13 protein-coding genes are annotated in these 12,874 nt (G+C 69.3%); 5 read left to right on the forward strand and 8 right to left on the reverse strand.

The window, feature by feature from the left end; genetic code table 11:
• Positions 1 to 123 precede the first annotated feature (123 nt).
• Positions 124 to 990: a porin family protein gene (locus tag WYO_RS20860; protein WP_007566179.1), complete on the reverse strand. Its 867-nt coding sequence runs from the start codon at positions 988 to 990 to the stop codon at positions 124 to 126.
• 416 nt (positions 991 to 1,406) lie between these two features.
• Between WYO_RS20860 and WYO_RS20865 the strand changes: the two genes are divergently transcribed.
• From WYO_RS20865 to WYO_RS20875, 3 genes are all read left to right on the forward strand, one after another.
• A complete protein-coding gene (locus WYO_RS20865) occupies positions 1,407 to 1,760 on the forward strand; it encodes a hypothetical protein (protein WP_007566180.1) in 354 nt (117 codons plus the stop codon).
• A gap of 185 nt (positions 1,761 to 1,945) precedes the next feature.
• The gene (locus WYO_RS20870) at positions 1,946 to 3,493 is read left to right on the forward strand and encodes a DEAD/DEAH box helicase (RefSeq protein WP_007566181.1); all 1,548 of its coding nucleotides are present in this window, start codon (positions 1,946 to 1,948) and stop codon (positions 3,491 to 3,493) included.
• Between the two features lie 104 nt (positions 3,494 to 3,597).
• Positions 3,598 to 4,656, forward strand: coding sequence for a GGDEF domain-containing protein (locus tag WYO_RS20875; protein WP_007566182.1), 1,059 nt, complete (start codon positions 3,598 to 3,600; stop codon positions 4,654 to 4,656).
• 9 nt (positions 4,657 to 4,665) lie between these two features.
• Here WYO_RS20875 and WYO_RS20880 read toward each other — a convergent pair whose 3' ends face one another.
• Together WYO_RS20880 and WYO_RS20885 are read right to left on the reverse strand one after the other, a co-directional pair.
• The gene (locus WYO_RS20880; RefSeq protein WP_007566183.1) at positions 4,666 to 5,043 is read right to left on the reverse strand and encodes an iron-sulfur cluster assembly accessory protein; all 378 of its coding nucleotides are present in this window, start codon (positions 5,041 to 5,043) and stop codon (positions 4,666 to 4,668) included.
• Positions 5,044 to 5,165: 122 nt separating this feature from the next.
• A complete protein-coding gene (locus tag WYO_RS20885; protein ID WP_007566184.1) occupies positions 5,166 to 6,179 on the reverse strand; it encodes a threo-3-hydroxy-L-aspartate ammonia-lyase in 1,014 nt (337 codons plus the stop codon).
• Positions 6,180 to 6,468: 289 nt separating this feature from the next.
• Here WYO_RS20885 and WYO_RS20890 point away from each other — a divergent pair, with 289 nt between their 5' ends.
• Positions 6,469 to 6,693, forward strand: a complete 225-nt coding sequence (locus WYO_RS20890) for a hypothetical protein (protein WP_007566185.1) — start codon at positions 6,469 to 6,471, stop codon at positions 6,691 to 6,693.
• Between the two features lie 296 nt (positions 6,694 to 6,989).
• The gene (locus WYO_RS20895) at positions 6,990 to 7,205 is read left to right on the forward strand and encodes a hypothetical protein (RefSeq protein WP_007566186.1); all 216 of its coding nucleotides are present in this window, start codon (positions 6,990 to 6,992) and stop codon (positions 7,203 to 7,205) included.
• Positions 7,206 to 7,516: 311 nt separating this feature from the next.
• On the opposite strand, the gene lpdA is transcribed toward WYO_RS20895, so the two are convergent.
• The 5 genes from lpdA to WYO_RS20920 all read right to left on the reverse strand — a co-directional run bounded on the left by lpdA (position 7,517) and on the right by WYO_RS20920 (position 12,820).
• Entirely contained in the window at positions 7,517 to 8,956 is a 1,440-nt protein-coding gene (gene lpdA / locus WYO_RS20900) for a dihydrolipoyl dehydrogenase (RefSeq protein WP_007566188.1), read from the reverse strand.
• Positions 8,957 to 8,969: 13 nt separating this feature from the next.
• On the reverse strand, positions 8,970 to 10,400 hold the full coding sequence (locus WYO_RS20905) for a pyruvate dehydrogenase complex dihydrolipoamide acetyltransferase (RefSeq protein ID WP_007566189.1): 1,431 nt from the start codon (positions 10,398 to 10,400) through the stop codon (positions 8,970 to 8,972).
• Positions 10,401 to 10,404: 4 nt separating this feature from the next.
• Positions 10,405 to 10,998, reverse strand: a complete 594-nt coding sequence (locus WYO_RS20910; protein WP_007566191.1) for a Uma2 family endonuclease — start codon at positions 10,996 to 10,998, stop codon at positions 10,405 to 10,407.
• Between the two features lie 18 nt (positions 10,999 to 11,016).
• Positions 11,017 to 11,304, reverse strand: coding sequence for a DUF5076 domain-containing protein (locus WYO_RS20915; RefSeq protein WP_007566193.1), 288 nt, complete (start codon positions 11,302 to 11,304; stop codon positions 11,017 to 11,019).
• A 70-nt stretch (positions 11,305 to 11,374) separates the two neighbouring features.
• Positions 11,375 to 12,820, reverse strand: a complete 1,446-nt coding sequence (locus WYO_RS20920; protein WP_007566195.1) for a pyruvate dehydrogenase complex E1 component subunit beta — start codon at positions 12,818 to 12,820, stop codon at positions 11,375 to 11,377.
• Positions 12,821 to 12,874: the final 54 nt, after the last annotated feature.

A 12,874-nucleotide genomic window follows, 5' to 3' on the forward strand; every position in this document is an offset into this window, starting at 1 on the left:
TCGCGGCGGCGGCTGTTCCCGTCGTCCCTGTCGCAGCGCGCATCCGGAAACGACGAAGGGCCCGACCTTGCGGCCGGGCCCCCGTTGAGACGGCGCCGGCTGGGCCGGTGCCGATCGTCGAACTTAGTACGAGCCGAACTTGTAGTTCAGGCCGGCGCGGACGACGGCGAACTCGGTGTTGGCGGCGGCGCCGTTGAGGTACGCCACGCCGTTCGGGGCCAGCAGGTTGCCGTAGAACACGCCACCGGCGGTGTTCTTCTGGCGGTCGAGGTTCACGTACAGGCCTTCGATCTTCAGGGTCACGGCCGAGGACTTGAAGAAGTTCAGGAACGAGTCGGTGGGCAGGGCGTACTCGATGCCGCCGCCGACGGCGTAGCCGGAGCGGAAGCTGTCGCGGAAGCGGTTGCCAGCGAAGTTCTGGTCGTCCTGGCCCGAGCCGTAGGCGTAACCGCCGGTGGCGTACACGAGGGTCCGGTCGAAGGCGTAGCCGAGGCGGCCGCGCACGGTGCCGAAGTAGTCGAGGCCGTTGCCGCTGGTGGCGACGAAGGCGCGGGGGGCCGAGAACGCGGTGCCCGGAACGCCGGTGACGCCGTAGTTCAGGGTGCCGTTGGCGCGGCGGGCGAAATCGACATACTGGGCGTCAGCCTCGATACCGACCACGACGCCCGAGCCCGGCGTGAACTGGTAGTTGTAGCCGATCTGCGCGCCGCCGGTGAAACCGTCGTTGTTGCTGCGGTTGTTGACGCTGACGACGGCGTTCGTGTTGGCCGAGTTAACGAGCGAGCCGGACGGCAGGGCGTAGTTGGTGGTGTTGCGGCTGCTGGCGTCGAAGCCGTAGCCCGCGTTCACACCCACGTAGAAGCCGGTCCAGGTGAACACCGGCACCGGCGTGAACACCGGCGGCGGCGCAGCGCGACGCGGCAGGTCGGCCGCGGAAGCGGCGACGGTCATGCCGGCGAGAACGGTCGATGCAAGAAGAACTTTTTTCATGGTGCCATTGGTCCTGGGGTTGGCTTGAGCCGGCTGCCTTCTAGGCGCTCTCGGTCAGCGGGTCTGTCGCTTTCCTGCAACAAGCTCGGCCAGACTAGCGTGGTCTCGTCAACGAAAGGTGAAGGTTACGCGCACAGATTCCCCGTCCCGGCGTGAAACTGTGTATCAGAAGCTGCATCAACGCCCCGACAAACCCTGAACATTAGTCGGTCGGTCTGACGGGGTGGCGATGGTATCTAGGCGGTCTGCGGGCCGTCATTGATCCGGGTGGCACAAACCGCGTTCGGCGACGCTGTTTTATTGCGGTCCGCCCGGCGCTCTAAAGCGCGGTCTTGTGTCAACAGGCGGTTAACCCTGTCGGCTTTAGGATCCGCTTCAGCCGTCGCCGGCTTCTCGGGCGACGGAGAGGAATGCCCATGCTGCCGCCCGTCGAACGGCCGACGAAACCGTTCGGGACCCGCCGGCCGGCCGCGTTCGACGCGGCACCGGGCGCGACGCCGGAGCCCAGGGCGGGTGGCGCGGCCCGGCCCGCGGGGTCCCTGGCCTGGGCGTTGCGCATCTCGGGTCTGGTCGGGCTGCTCGCCCTCGTGGCGACCCATCAGCTCGCCCGGCTCGGCCAGACCATCCCGGCACCCACTCAGCTTGCCCTCGGCGGGCGCGGGGTTCCGGCCGATCCCGAGACGACCGGCTCGATCACCGCCGCCGGTGCTGCGCGCGCGACCCACCTCGACCCCTGCTTGTTGCCCGCCCTGGACCGCCCGCACCCCTGATCGGCTGTGCGTGGGACCCGGATGCGCGCATTGCGAGATTGACAAGCAGCGCCAAGGCCCTAACTGACTGGCCCATGCGCCCCGCGGCCACGGGAGCGTTCGTGCGCCCTATCAGAGCCTTTCCGAGCCGTTGCCGCGACGGTGTCCACCGCGCCGGCCGGGCGCGCAACGGTTCCTGAACGCAGATGCCTTTTTCCGACCTGGGACTGAGCGAGAAAGTCCTCAACGCCGTCGAAGCGGCGGGTTACACCGAGCCGACGCCGATCCAGGCTCAGGCCATCCCCCATGTGCTGGCGCGCCGGGACGTCCTCGGCATCGCCCAGACCGGCACCGGCAAGACCGCGGCGTTCACGCTGCCGATGCTGACGCTGCTGGAGAACGGCCGCGCCCGGGCCCGGATGCCCCGCACGCTGATCCTGGAACCGACCCGCGAGCTGGCGGCCCAGGTGGTCGAGAATTTCGACCGCTACGGCACCAACCACAAGCTCAACGTCGCCCTGATCATCGGCGGCGTCTCCTTCGCCGACCAGGATGCCAAGCTCACCCGCGGCACCGACGTGTTGATCGCCACGCCGGGCCGGCTCCTCGACCATTTCGAGCGCGGCAAGCTGCTGCTCACTGGGGTCGAGCTGCTGGTGATCGACGAGGCCGACCGGATGCTCGACATGGGGTTCATCCCCGATATCGAGCGCATCGTGAAGATGGTGCCGTTCACCCGGCAGACCCTGTTCTTCTCGGCGACCATGCCGCCGGAGATCGAGCGGCTGGCCGACATGTTCCTGCACAACCCGCAGCGGATCGAGGTGGCGCGGCCGGCTTCCACGGCCTCGACCATCACGCAGCGGCTGGTGGCGGTGGGCTCCGACGGCCATGCCAAGCGCGAGCGCCTGCGCAGCCTGATCCGGGGCGAGGCCGAGCTCAACAACGGCATCATCTTCTGCAACCGCAAGCGCGACGTCGCGCTGCTGCAGAAATCGCTGGTGAGCCACGGCTTCGACGCCGCGGCGTTGCATGGCGACATGGACCAGCGCGCCCGCACCACGGCGCTCGACGCCTTCCGCAACGGCGAGACTGCGCTCCTCGTCGCCAGCGACGTGGCAGCCCGCGGCCTCGACATCCCGGCGGTCAGCCACGTCTTCAACTTCGACATCCCGCACCACCCGGAGGATTACGTCCACCGGATCGGCCGCACCGGCCGCGCGGGCCGCAGCGGCACCGCCTACACCCTGGTCGCCCCCGGGGACGACCGCTCCCTCGGCGCCATCGAGGCGCTGATCGGGCAGCCGATCCCGTGGTTCGACGGCGACCTGTCCACGGTGGCTGATCCGTCGGCCGATACCGGCACGCGCCATCGCGGCCGGTCGGGCGAGGGTCGCGGCGGGCGGCGTTCGGGCAAGTCCGAGGGCCGATCGTCCGAGAAGCGCGGCTCCGAGGGCCGCTCCTCCGAGGCCAAGGCGGTTGAGGACAAGCCCGAGGTTCGGGCCGAACCCGCGCGGGCCGAGGCCAAGTCCAATGGGCGCGGCGAGGCCGGCGGCCGTCAGCGGTCGCGCGGAGATTCGGCTGGCCGGCGCGGCGAGGGGCGTTCGGCCCCGCGTCCCGAGCCGGTGCGCGAGGAGCGGTCGCGCGAGGAGCGTGGGCGCCGCAACGATCCCGACGGCGATACGCCGATCGGTCTCGGGTCACATGTTCCGGCCTTCTTGCTTCGACCAGTCTTGGCAAAGAAAGATAAGTAACGTTCGGACATCCTAGCTTAACGTTCCTGCTACCAACCCGCCCTAGATTGGGATTCGGGCCGTGATGTCGCATTTCACCGGCGGCCTCGTACGGCGGGATGCGGATGAGCCAGGAGACCTATTCGGATCGTGACCGCAGCTTTGCGCTGGCGAAGCGCGCGCACGATCTGATCCGCGATTACGGTCCCTCGGCCACGCCGCGGGCCTACGCGGTCTGGTACGCCTACGTCTCGGGCGAGCTGCCGCTGCTCGGCGATTCGATCAAGCGCCTGACCACGCAGAACGGCAGCCTGACCGAATCCGATATCGACGACCTGCACGAGACCTATCTCGACGGTCGCCAGCTCACGAGCACCACCGGCGATGTCAGCCGCGGCATGCTCGACGAGATCGCGGCGGTGACCGAGATCCTCGACCTGTCGCTCGGCTCGACCGCGCAATACGGCGAGGCCCTGCGCGGGCTCGCCCAGGACCTGGCCCAGGGCATGCCGACCCGGGCCCGGCTCGGAGAGATCGTCTCGACCCTGGTCTCCACCACCCGCGAGGTCGCGGTGAACAACCGGGTGCTGGAAGCGCGGATGCGCGAGACCCGCAGCGAGATCGAGACCCTGCGCGAGAAGCTCGAGGCCAGCCGGCTGGAGAGCCTCACCGACGCGTTGACCGGCCTGTCGAATCGCAAGCATTTCGAGGAGACCCTGAAGGCGTCCCTCGAGGCCGCGCGGCTGGGGGCCACCCCGATGAGCCTGATCGTCCTCGACATCGACTTCTTCAAGCGGTTCAACGACCTCTACGGCCATCTCACCGGCGATCAGGTGCTGCGCCTCGTGGCGATCGTCATGCGCGAGAATGCCGGCAAGCAGGCGTTGCTCGCCCGGTTCGGCGGCGAGGAATTCGGCATCGTGCTGCCGGGCGCCGACCGGGCCCTGGCCCGGCAGGTGGCCGAGCAGGTCCGGGCCAGCGTCATGGGCCGGGAGCTGGTGAAGCGCTCCACCGGCGAATCGCTCGGCAAGGTCACGATCTCGCTCGGCATCGCGGTGCTGCATGCCGAGGATACGCCGGCCTCGCTGCTCGAGCGGGCCGATCTGTGCATGTTCGCGGCCAAGCGCGCCGGCCGCAACCGCGTCGTGGACGACGCGGCCGACTCGCTCTGTCAGGTCGCCTGAGAGCCGGGTTCAGGCCCGGGCCGGGATCCGGTCCTCGGAGACCGGCGTGATCGCCACCGATTCGCCGCAGCCGCAGGCGGAGGTCTGGTTCGGGTTGTTGAACACGAACTGCGAGGCGAGCTTGGTGGTGGTGAAGTCCATCTCGGTGCCGAGCAGGAACAGCACCGCCTTGGGATCGACGAACACCCGGACGCCGCGATCCTCGACCACGTCCTCGCCGGGCTTGGGCGCCTCGGCGTATTCCATCGTGTAGGACATGCCGGCGCAGCCGCCGTTCCGCACGCCGACCCGCAGGCCGGCGATCGGCCGGTCGGCATCTGCCATGATTGCCTTGATCCGCTCGGCCGCCCGATCGGTCAGCGACAGAACCTTGAACCCTGAAAACATCGTCACCCTCCCGCCCATCCGGGTTCAAGGCCCGGGAGCGCGCATTCTGACGGACATAAGATAAGCATCCGCCCCCGCCCGGTCCACCGGGGCGGAGACACAGGGCCGCGGCATTCGGCGCGTCAGGCGGTTTCGCCCACGAGCTGCGCGAAGGTGGCGAGGTCGACGTTGCCGCCGCTGATCACCACGCCGACGCGCTTGTCCTTCACGTCCACCAGTCCGTGCAGCACGGCCGCCGCCGCCAGGCAGCCGGTCGGCTCGACCAGAAGCTTCATCCGCTCGGCGAAGAACCGCATGGTCTCGACGAGCTGTGGGTCCGAGACGGTGAGGATGTCGGCGACCTCGCGCTGGATGATCGCGAAGGTCAGGTCGCCCAGCGCCGTCGATTGCGCCCCGTCCGCGATGGTCCGGGGCACCGGGATGGTCACGATCCGGCCCGTGCGGAACGATTGCTGCCCGTCATTGCCGGCCTCCGGCTCGACGCCGATCACCCGGCAGCCGGGCGACAGGGCGGCGGCGGCGAGCGCGCAGCCCGCGAGCTGGCCGCCGCCGCCGAGGCAGGCCACCAGCACGTCCAGCGGCCCGGCCTCCTCGATCAGCTCCTGGGCCAGCGTCCCCTGCCCCGCGATCACGTCGCGGTGGTTGAACGGCGGGATCAGGGTCATGCCCTTGGGCTCGGCGAGCTCGCGGCCCAGCGCCTCGCGATCCTGGGTGTAGCGGTCGTACAGCACGACCTCTGCGCCGTAGCCCCTTGTCGCGGCGATCTTGGTCGCCGGTGCGTCGCCCGGCATGACGATGGTCGCCGGGATGCCGAGCAGCTGGCTCGCCAGGGCGATCGCCTGGGCGTGGTTGCCCGAGGAGAACGACAGCACCCCGCGGGCGCGGACCGCCTCCGACAGGGCGCTGATCGCGTTGTAGGCCCCGCGGAACTTGAAGGCCCCGCCCCGCTGCAGGTTCTCGGCCTTGAAGAACAGTTTCGCGCCGGTCCGCGCATCGGCGGTGCGCGACGTCAGCACGGGGGTGCGATGGGCGATGCCAGCGATGCGTTCCGCCGCCCGGGCGACATCCGCGAAGGTCGGCGCGCCGCTCCGGGCCGCCATCGTCGTCTCTGCTTGCTCGGGCATCGTATCCTGCATCGCTCCTGGGCTCGTCCGCGCCGCCATCGGGTGCGGTTGCGCCGTCCCGACCGGACATGCGCACCTGCCGAAACCGCGATTCCCGTCGCCACCGCGCTCCGAGCCGAGGCGAGTCATAGGCAGGATTTGCGCCCGGCGCATCCGGCGGATTCACAGGACAAGCGGAGCCATTCGCTGGCCCGCCACTTGTATCTCCGGATCGGTTCGGGAGTAGCGTTGCCATGATCGTAGAATCGAGGATTCGAATCGCCCCTCCGGCCGGCCTGAAGCGCGCTTTCGCGGAGGTCCGATGAGCGACAGGACGCGCGACCGACGCGCCGGCGATGAGGCCACAGAGGTCACGTTCCGGGGCCGCGGGCTCGCCCTGCGCTCCGGCGGGCGGCTGATCCTGCTCGTCTGCCCGCTCTGCTCGCAGCGCAATGCCAGCCGCGGCGCCGAGCGCGGTATCTGCGAATGGTGCGCCTACGTGCCGTCGCAGGACCAGGCCGAGCCGGTGGAGCGCGGGAACGGCTGAGCCGTGCGCGGCGCGTGGGCCCGGTCCGTCTCCGGATCGCATCGCGGACTGCGGCGTCCAGGGACCCGTGCTGTATGCGAATAGCTAGTTTCCGCGATCGCAGCCTCGGCCGTCGGGGCCGCCGGCATCGCATGCGAAGCGAGGGCGGAAAACGCGCTCCCCCCCGGAGGACGGCGCCGCCGCGAGCGGTCGCACTACCCGTATCCCGAGAATGCCCGCGGTGCGTACTATTAAAGGTTGCAAAAATCCTTAAGATTTCGATTATAGGTCAGGGGGGCTGCCGACCGGGAGGTTTCATGCAACCGTCGGAATGCTGCATCTTTCGCATGATCATCGCGTCCGTGATCGGAAGCGGTGTGACGTTGCTCGTGGTCCGGGGCTTCGACCCCTGGGCCCTCGTGCTGATCCCCATCGGCGGCAGCCTGGCGACCGTGTTCGTGATCGCCCTGTTCCAGGGCATCAGCCTCGCCCTGACCGCCCGGTCGAGCGGGAATTCCGAGTCGCCGACCTAGGGGCGTTTCCGCGCTCCTGTGACGGTCTTTCGCAAGGCGAAAGCGGCACGTTTTCCGGGTTCTCGCCCCCCGATGGACGATGCAGCGTCCGGAGAGCCGGTCCCGAACGAGCCCAAACCGCTTCTTCCCTTGCGCGCTACCATGTTCGCACGTCGGCGCCTGAAGGCCGCGACATGCCTCTTCTCCCGTACGGGAGCGGGAACCCGTGCCTCACCGAGTCGACGATCTCTGAATCCGCCCGCCCACCCGGGGAGCGGACCCGAGTCCCGTCCTGAAGCCGATCCCCGGGTCGCCTCGCGCCTTATGCCCGCTCAGGTGTGGATCACCTTGCCGTAGGCGTCGAGCACGCTCTCGTGCATCATCTCGCTGAGCGTCGGGTGCGGGAACACCGTGTGCATCAGCTCCTCCTCGGTGCTCTCCAGGTTCATCGCCACAACGTAGCCCTGGATCAGCTCGGTCACCTCGGCGCCGACCATGTGGGCGCCGAGCAGCTGGCCGGTCTTGGCGTCGAACACGGTCTTGACCAGGCCGTCCGGCTCGCCGAGCGCGATCGCCTTGCCGTTGCCGGCGAAGGGGAAGCGGCCGACCTTCACGGCGAAGCCCAGCTCCTTGGCCTTGGCCTCGGTGAGCCCGACGCTGGCGATCTGCGGCTGGCAATAGGTGCAGCCCGGGATCTTGGCTTTGTCCATCGGGTGGGTGTCCAGGCCCTTGATGGTCTCGACGCAGATGACGCCCTCGTGCTCGGCCTTGTGGGCGAGCATCGGCGGGCCGGCGACGTCGCCGATGGCGTAGAGGCCGGGCACGTTGGTCCGGCCGAGCCCGTCGGTGACGACGATGCCCCGGTCGATCTTCACCCCGAGCTTTTCGAGGCCGATATTCTCGATGTTGCCGACCACGCCCACCGCCGAGATCAGCTTCTCCGCGGTGATCTGCTGGGTCTTGCCGTCGCCGCCCTCGATGGTCGCCGTGACGGAATCGGCGCCCTTCTCGACCTTGGTCACCTTGGCGCCGGTGAGGATCTTGATGCCCTGCTTCTCGAAGCGCTTGCGGGCGATGCCGGCGATCTCGGCATCCTCCACCGGCAGGATCTGCGGCAGCAGCTCCACCACGGTCACCTCGGCGCCCATGGTCCGGTAGAACGAGGCGAACTCGATGCCGATCGCGCCCGAGCCCATGACGAGCAGGCTCTTGGGCATGGTCTCGGGGACCATGGCCTCGTAATAGGTCCAGATCTGCTTCTTGTCGGGCTCGATCCCGGGGATCGCCCGGGGCCGGGCGCCGGTGGCTACGATGATGTGCTTGGCCTGGTAGGTCCCGGCACCCTTGGCGCCCTTGGGCGGCTCGGCGCGCTTGGACTCCTTGACGGTGACCTGGCCGGGCTGGTTGCCCTTGGCCACGCTGTCGACCGCGGCCTCGCCCCAGATCACATCGACCTTGTTCTTCTTGAGCAGCATGCCGACGCCGCCGTTGAGCCGGCCCGAGACGCCCCGCGAGCGCTTCACGATGGCGGCGGTGTCGAACGACACCTCCTTGGCCGACAGGCCATAATCGGAGGCGTGCTGCATGTAGTGGTAGATCTCGGCCGAGCGCAGCAGCGCCTTGGTGGGGATGCAGCCCCAGTTCAGGCAGATGCCGCCCAGGTGCTCCCGGTCGACCACGGCGGTCTTGTAGCCGAGCTGCGCCGCCCGGATCGCCGTGACGTAGCCGCCGGGCCCGGCGCCGATGATGAGGATGTCGTAGGTGTCGGACATTGCGTGCTCCGGCTCAGACCAACATGCCCATCGGGTTCTCGATCAGCCCCTTGAAGGCCGCGATCAGCTCCGCGCCGAGCGCGCCGTCGAGGACGCGGTGGTCGCAGGACAGGGTGCAGGTCATCACCTGGACCACGGCCGGCGCGCCGTCCTTCACGACCACGCGCTTCTCGCCGGCGCCCACCGCCAGGATGCTCGATTGCGGCGGGTTGATCACCGCCGTGAAGTGCTTGATCCCGAACATGCCGAGATTCGACACCGAGGTGACGCCGCCCTGGTACTCCTCGGGCTTTAGCTTCTTGGCCCGGGCGCGGGCCGCGAAGTCCTTCATCTCCTTGGAGATGGTGGAGAGCGTCTTCTCGTCGGCCCGGCGGATCACCGGGGTGAACAGCCCGCCGTCGATCGCCACCGCGACGCCGACCTCGGCCTGCTTGAAGCGCAGCACCCGGTCCTCAGCCCAGACCGCGTTGGCGGCGGGCACGCGGGTGAGCGCCAGGCCCATCGCCTTGATGACGAAGTCGTTCACCGAGAGCTTGAAGGCCGGCTTGCCGTCCTTGTCCTTGCCCGCTGAGGCATTGAGCGTCTCGCGCAGCTTCATCAGCGCGTCGAGCTCGCAATCGACCGTGAGGTAGAAGTGCGGGGCCACCTGCATCGCCTCCGTGAGGCGCTTGGCGATGGTCTTGCGCATGCCGTCGAGCGGCACCTCCTCGTAGGAATCCTTGGCGTAGAAACCCCGGACCTGATCGAGGGTGAGGCCGGCCGGCGCGCCGCCGGCGGGCGCGGCCTTCGGCGCGGGGGCGGCCGCCTTGGGGGCCTCGGCGGCGGCCTGCGGCGCCGGCGCCTTGGTGCCGCCGGAGGCCTTGGCGGCCTGGACGTCCCGGGCGATGATGCGGCCGTGCGGCCCGCTGCCTTCTACGGCGGCGAGGTCGACGCCCTCCTGCTTGGCGATCCGGCGCGCGAGCGGCGAGGCGAACACCCGGCCGCCCGCACCGGCCTGCTGCTGCGGCGCGGTCCCGCCGGGCTGGGCGCCCTCCGGCGCCTCGTTCACCCGCTCGTAGGACATGTGCCCGCCGCCGGGCGTGGTGTTCTGATCGGCCGGGGCCGGCGCCGTGGCGGATGTCGGCTCGGACTTCGCCTCGGCCTTGGCCTCCGGCGCAGCCTTGCCGCCGCCGCCCGCTGCCTGGACGCTCGACGGATCCTCGCCCTCCGCGGCGATCACCGCGATCAGGTCGTTGACCGGCACGTCCGCGGTCCCCTCGGGCACGACGATCTTGGCGAGCACGCCCTCGTCGATAGCCTCGACCTCCATGGTCGCCTTGTCGGTCTCGATCTCGGCGAGCACGTCGCCGGATTTCACGGCGTCGCCCTCCTTCTTCAGCCACTTGGCAAGGTTGCCCTTCTCCATGGTCGGCGAGAGGGCGGGCATGAGCACGTTGATCGGCATGGCATCAGGTCTCGGGCAAGGCCGGGGCGGCCGGATCGGCGAAGGGAAACAGATCGTCGAGGGGGAACGGGACGGCGTCGAAGGGCGCCAGCGCTACGGTCTCGCCGCGCTGGACGGTGGCCAACAGCAGCCAGTGCCCGTCCATCAGGGTGAAACCTTCCAGCACGCCCGCGGTCGGATCGAGCAGCCAAAGGTGATTGATTCCCGCCTCTGCATAGATGCGACGCTTCGGGCCACGGTCGAGGCGCATGGTGGATGGCGAGAGGATCTCGCACACCCAGTCCGGCGGAATCTCGATGAAGGCGTCCTCGGGTTCGGTCGGCATCCGCTCGCGGCGCCAGCCGGCGAGATCGGGCACCACCACCTGGAATCCCAGGTGAAGTTCTGGCTCGATGATGAAGACCCATCCGCCAGGACCGCCACGGCCGCGTGCGAAAGGCCGATCCAGCTCACCCGACAGGCGGGCCGCCGCGATCCCATGGCGGGGCCGCGGCCGCGGATGCGTTTCCAGAACCCCATCGATGATCTCGGCCACGAGATGGTCCGGGACCGCTTCGAGGTCCGCGTAGGTCGCCCGCCGGACAGCCGCTTCAGCCATGGTCGGAAGCCGCCATCGCTAGTTGAGGCCGCCGGGGTCGAGCCCCTCGGCCTCCCAGCCGGCGCGGATGCGCTCGAACGCCTCCTCCTCCGACATGTCGGTCTCCAGCGCGTAGGCGCGGGCCGCCTGCCGGCCGAGATCGATCAGCAGCCGGCCCCAGGTCGCGGGGTCGTCGAAGGAGCGGCGCAGGGCGACGCTCACGGCGCCGTCCACCACGGCCGCGCGCAGCACCTCGATGCCGCCCTGCGCGCGGGCGTCCGGCGGGATGGCGAGTTCGACGAAGTCCTGTTTGGGATCCTGGCTCATGGCGCGCCGGCTGGTTTCCGAACCCGGACGGGGCGGAGGGACGGGGCTGCGGGGCCGCCCGCGAATCCCGTCACTTGTAGCAGACGCTCTTGGCCGCCTCGACGACCTCGGCCACGTTCGGCAGGGCGAGCTTCTCGAGGTTCGCCGCGTAGGGCATCGGCACATCCTTGCCGGTGATGCGCAGGACCGGGGCGTCGAGATAGTCGAAGGCGTCGACCATCAGGCGGGCCACGATCTCGGCGCCGATGCCGGATTGCGGGAACCCCTCCTCCACGGTGATGCAGCGGCCGGTCTTCTTGACCGAGCGCACCACCGTCTCCGAATCCATCGGCCGGATCGTGCGCAGGTCGATCACCTCGGCCTCGATCCCCTCCTCGGCCAGGATCTGCGCGGCCTTGAGCGCGTAGGTCATACCGATCGCGAAGGACACGATGGTCACGTCCTTGCCGGTCCGGTGGACCCGCGCCTTGCCGATCGGCAGCACGAAGTCGTCGAGCTGCGGCACCGGGAAGGACTGGCCGTAGAGGATCTCGTTCTCGAGGAAGATGATCGGGTTCGGATCGCGGATCGCGGCCTTGAGCAGGCCCTTGGCGTCCGAGGCCGTGTAGGGGGCGATCACCTTCAGGCCCGGCACGTTCGAGTACCAGGCGGCGTAATCGTGGCTGTGCTGGGCGCCGACCCGGGCGGCGGCGCCGTTGGGGCCGCGGAACACGATCGGGCAGCCGAGCTGGCCACCGGACATGTAGAGGGTCTTGGCTGCCGAGTTGATGATGTGGTCGATCGCCTGCATGGCGAAGTTGAAGGTCATGAACTCGACGATCGGCTTCAGGCCGGACAGCGCCGCGCCGACGCCGATGCCGGCGAAGCCGTGCTCGGTGATCGGGGTGTCGACCACCCGCTTGGCGCCGAATTCCTGTAGCAGCCCCTGGGTGATCTTGTAGGCACCCTGGTACTCGGCGACCTCCTCGCCCATGACGAAGACATCGCCGTCCCGGCGCATCTCCTCGGCCATGGCGTCGCGCAGGGCCTCGCGCACCGTGGTGGTCACCATCGGGGTGTTGGCGGGGAACTCCTCCATCACCGGCTCGTCGGCCTTGTTGGTGATGATCGCCGGCGCCGCGGGCGCCTTCGGGGCGTCGGAGCCGGTCTTCGCGGCGGGGGCCGGCTTCTCGGCCATGCCCTCGGCCTGCATGTCCGGGGTCGGGGCCGGGTGGCCACCGGCGCCGTTGGGCTTCGGCTTGCCGCCGCTGGCCGCGGCCTCCGACACGTCCTCGCCCTCGCCGGCGATGATCGCGATCGGGGTGTTGACCGCGACGCCCTCGGTGCCTTCCTCGATGAGGATCTTGGCGAGCACGCCCTCGTCGATAGCCTCGACCTCCATGGTCGCCTTGTCGGTCTCGATCTCGGCCAGAACGTCGCCTGATTTGACCGGATCGCCCTCTTTCTTCAGCCACTTGGCGAGCTTGCCCTCCTCCATGGTCGGGGAGAGGGCGGGCATCAGGATGTCGGTCGCCATGCTCAGCTCTGCGGTCGTCTTTTCGGTCGGGGCGGCCAGGGGTTCGGGGACGCG

Origin of the sequence: Methylobacterium sp. GXF4 (assembly GCF_000272495.1) — a bacterium.
In the GTDB taxonomy this organism is placed as follows: domain Bacteria; phylum Pseudomonadota; class Alphaproteobacteria; order Rhizobiales; family Beijerinckiaceae; genus Methylobacterium; species Methylobacterium brachiatum.

What these genes read in the sequence shown, in the direction of transcription:
- WYO_RS20905 (WP_007566189.1), bottom strand. Translation starts at nt 10,400, where the DNA reads ATGCCGATCAACGTGCTCATGCCCGCCCTCTCGCCGACCATGGAGAAG.
- WYO_RS20890 (WP_007566185.1), top strand. Translation starts at nt 6,469, where the DNA reads ATGAGCGACAGGACGCGCGACCGACGCGCCGGCGATGAGGCCACAGAG.
- WYO_RS20860 (WP_007566179.1), bottom strand. Translation starts at nt 990, where the DNA reads ATGAAAAAAGTTCTTCTTGCATCGACCGTTCTCGCCGGCATGACCGTC.
- WYO_RS20865 (WP_007566180.1), top strand. Translation starts at nt 1,407, where the DNA reads ATGCTGCCGCCCGTCGAACGGCCGACGAAACCGTTCGGGACCCGCCGG.
- WYO_RS20885 (WP_007566184.1), bottom strand. Translation starts at nt 6,179, where the DNA reads ATGCAGGATACGATGCCCGAGCAAGCAGAGACGACGATGGCGGCCCGG.
- WYO_RS20875 (WP_007566182.1), top strand. Translation starts at nt 3,598, where the DNA reads ATGAGCCAGGAGACCTATTCGGATCGTGACCGCAGCTTTGCGCTGGCG.
- WYO_RS20880 (WP_007566183.1), bottom strand. Translation starts at nt 5,043, where the DNA reads ATGTTTTCAGGGTTCAAGGTTCTGTCGCTGACCGATCGGGCGGCCGAG.
- WYO_RS20910 (WP_007566191.1), bottom strand. Translation starts at nt 10,998, where the DNA reads ATGGCTGAAGCGGCTGTCCGGCGGGCGACCTACGCGGACCTCGAAGCG.
- WYO_RS20920 (WP_007566195.1), bottom strand. Translation starts at nt 12,820, where the DNA reads ATGGCGACCGACATCCTGATGCCCGCCCTCTCCCCGACCATGGAGGAG.
- WYO_RS20895 (WP_007566186.1), top strand. Translation starts at nt 6,990, where the DNA reads ATGCAACCGTCGGAATGCTGCATCTTTCGCATGATCATCGCGTCCGTG.
- WYO_RS20915 (WP_007566193.1), bottom strand. Translation starts at nt 11,304, where the DNA reads ATGAGCCAGGATCCCAAACAGGACTTCGTCGAACTCGCCATCCCGCCG.
- lpdA (WP_007566188.1), bottom strand. Translation starts at nt 8,956, where the DNA reads ATGTCCGACACCTACGACATCCTCATCATCGGCGCCGGGCCCGGCGGC.
- WYO_RS20870 (WP_007566181.1), top strand. Translation starts at nt 1,946, where the DNA reads ATGCCTTTTTCCGACCTGGGACTGAGCGAGAAAGTCCTCAACGCCGTC.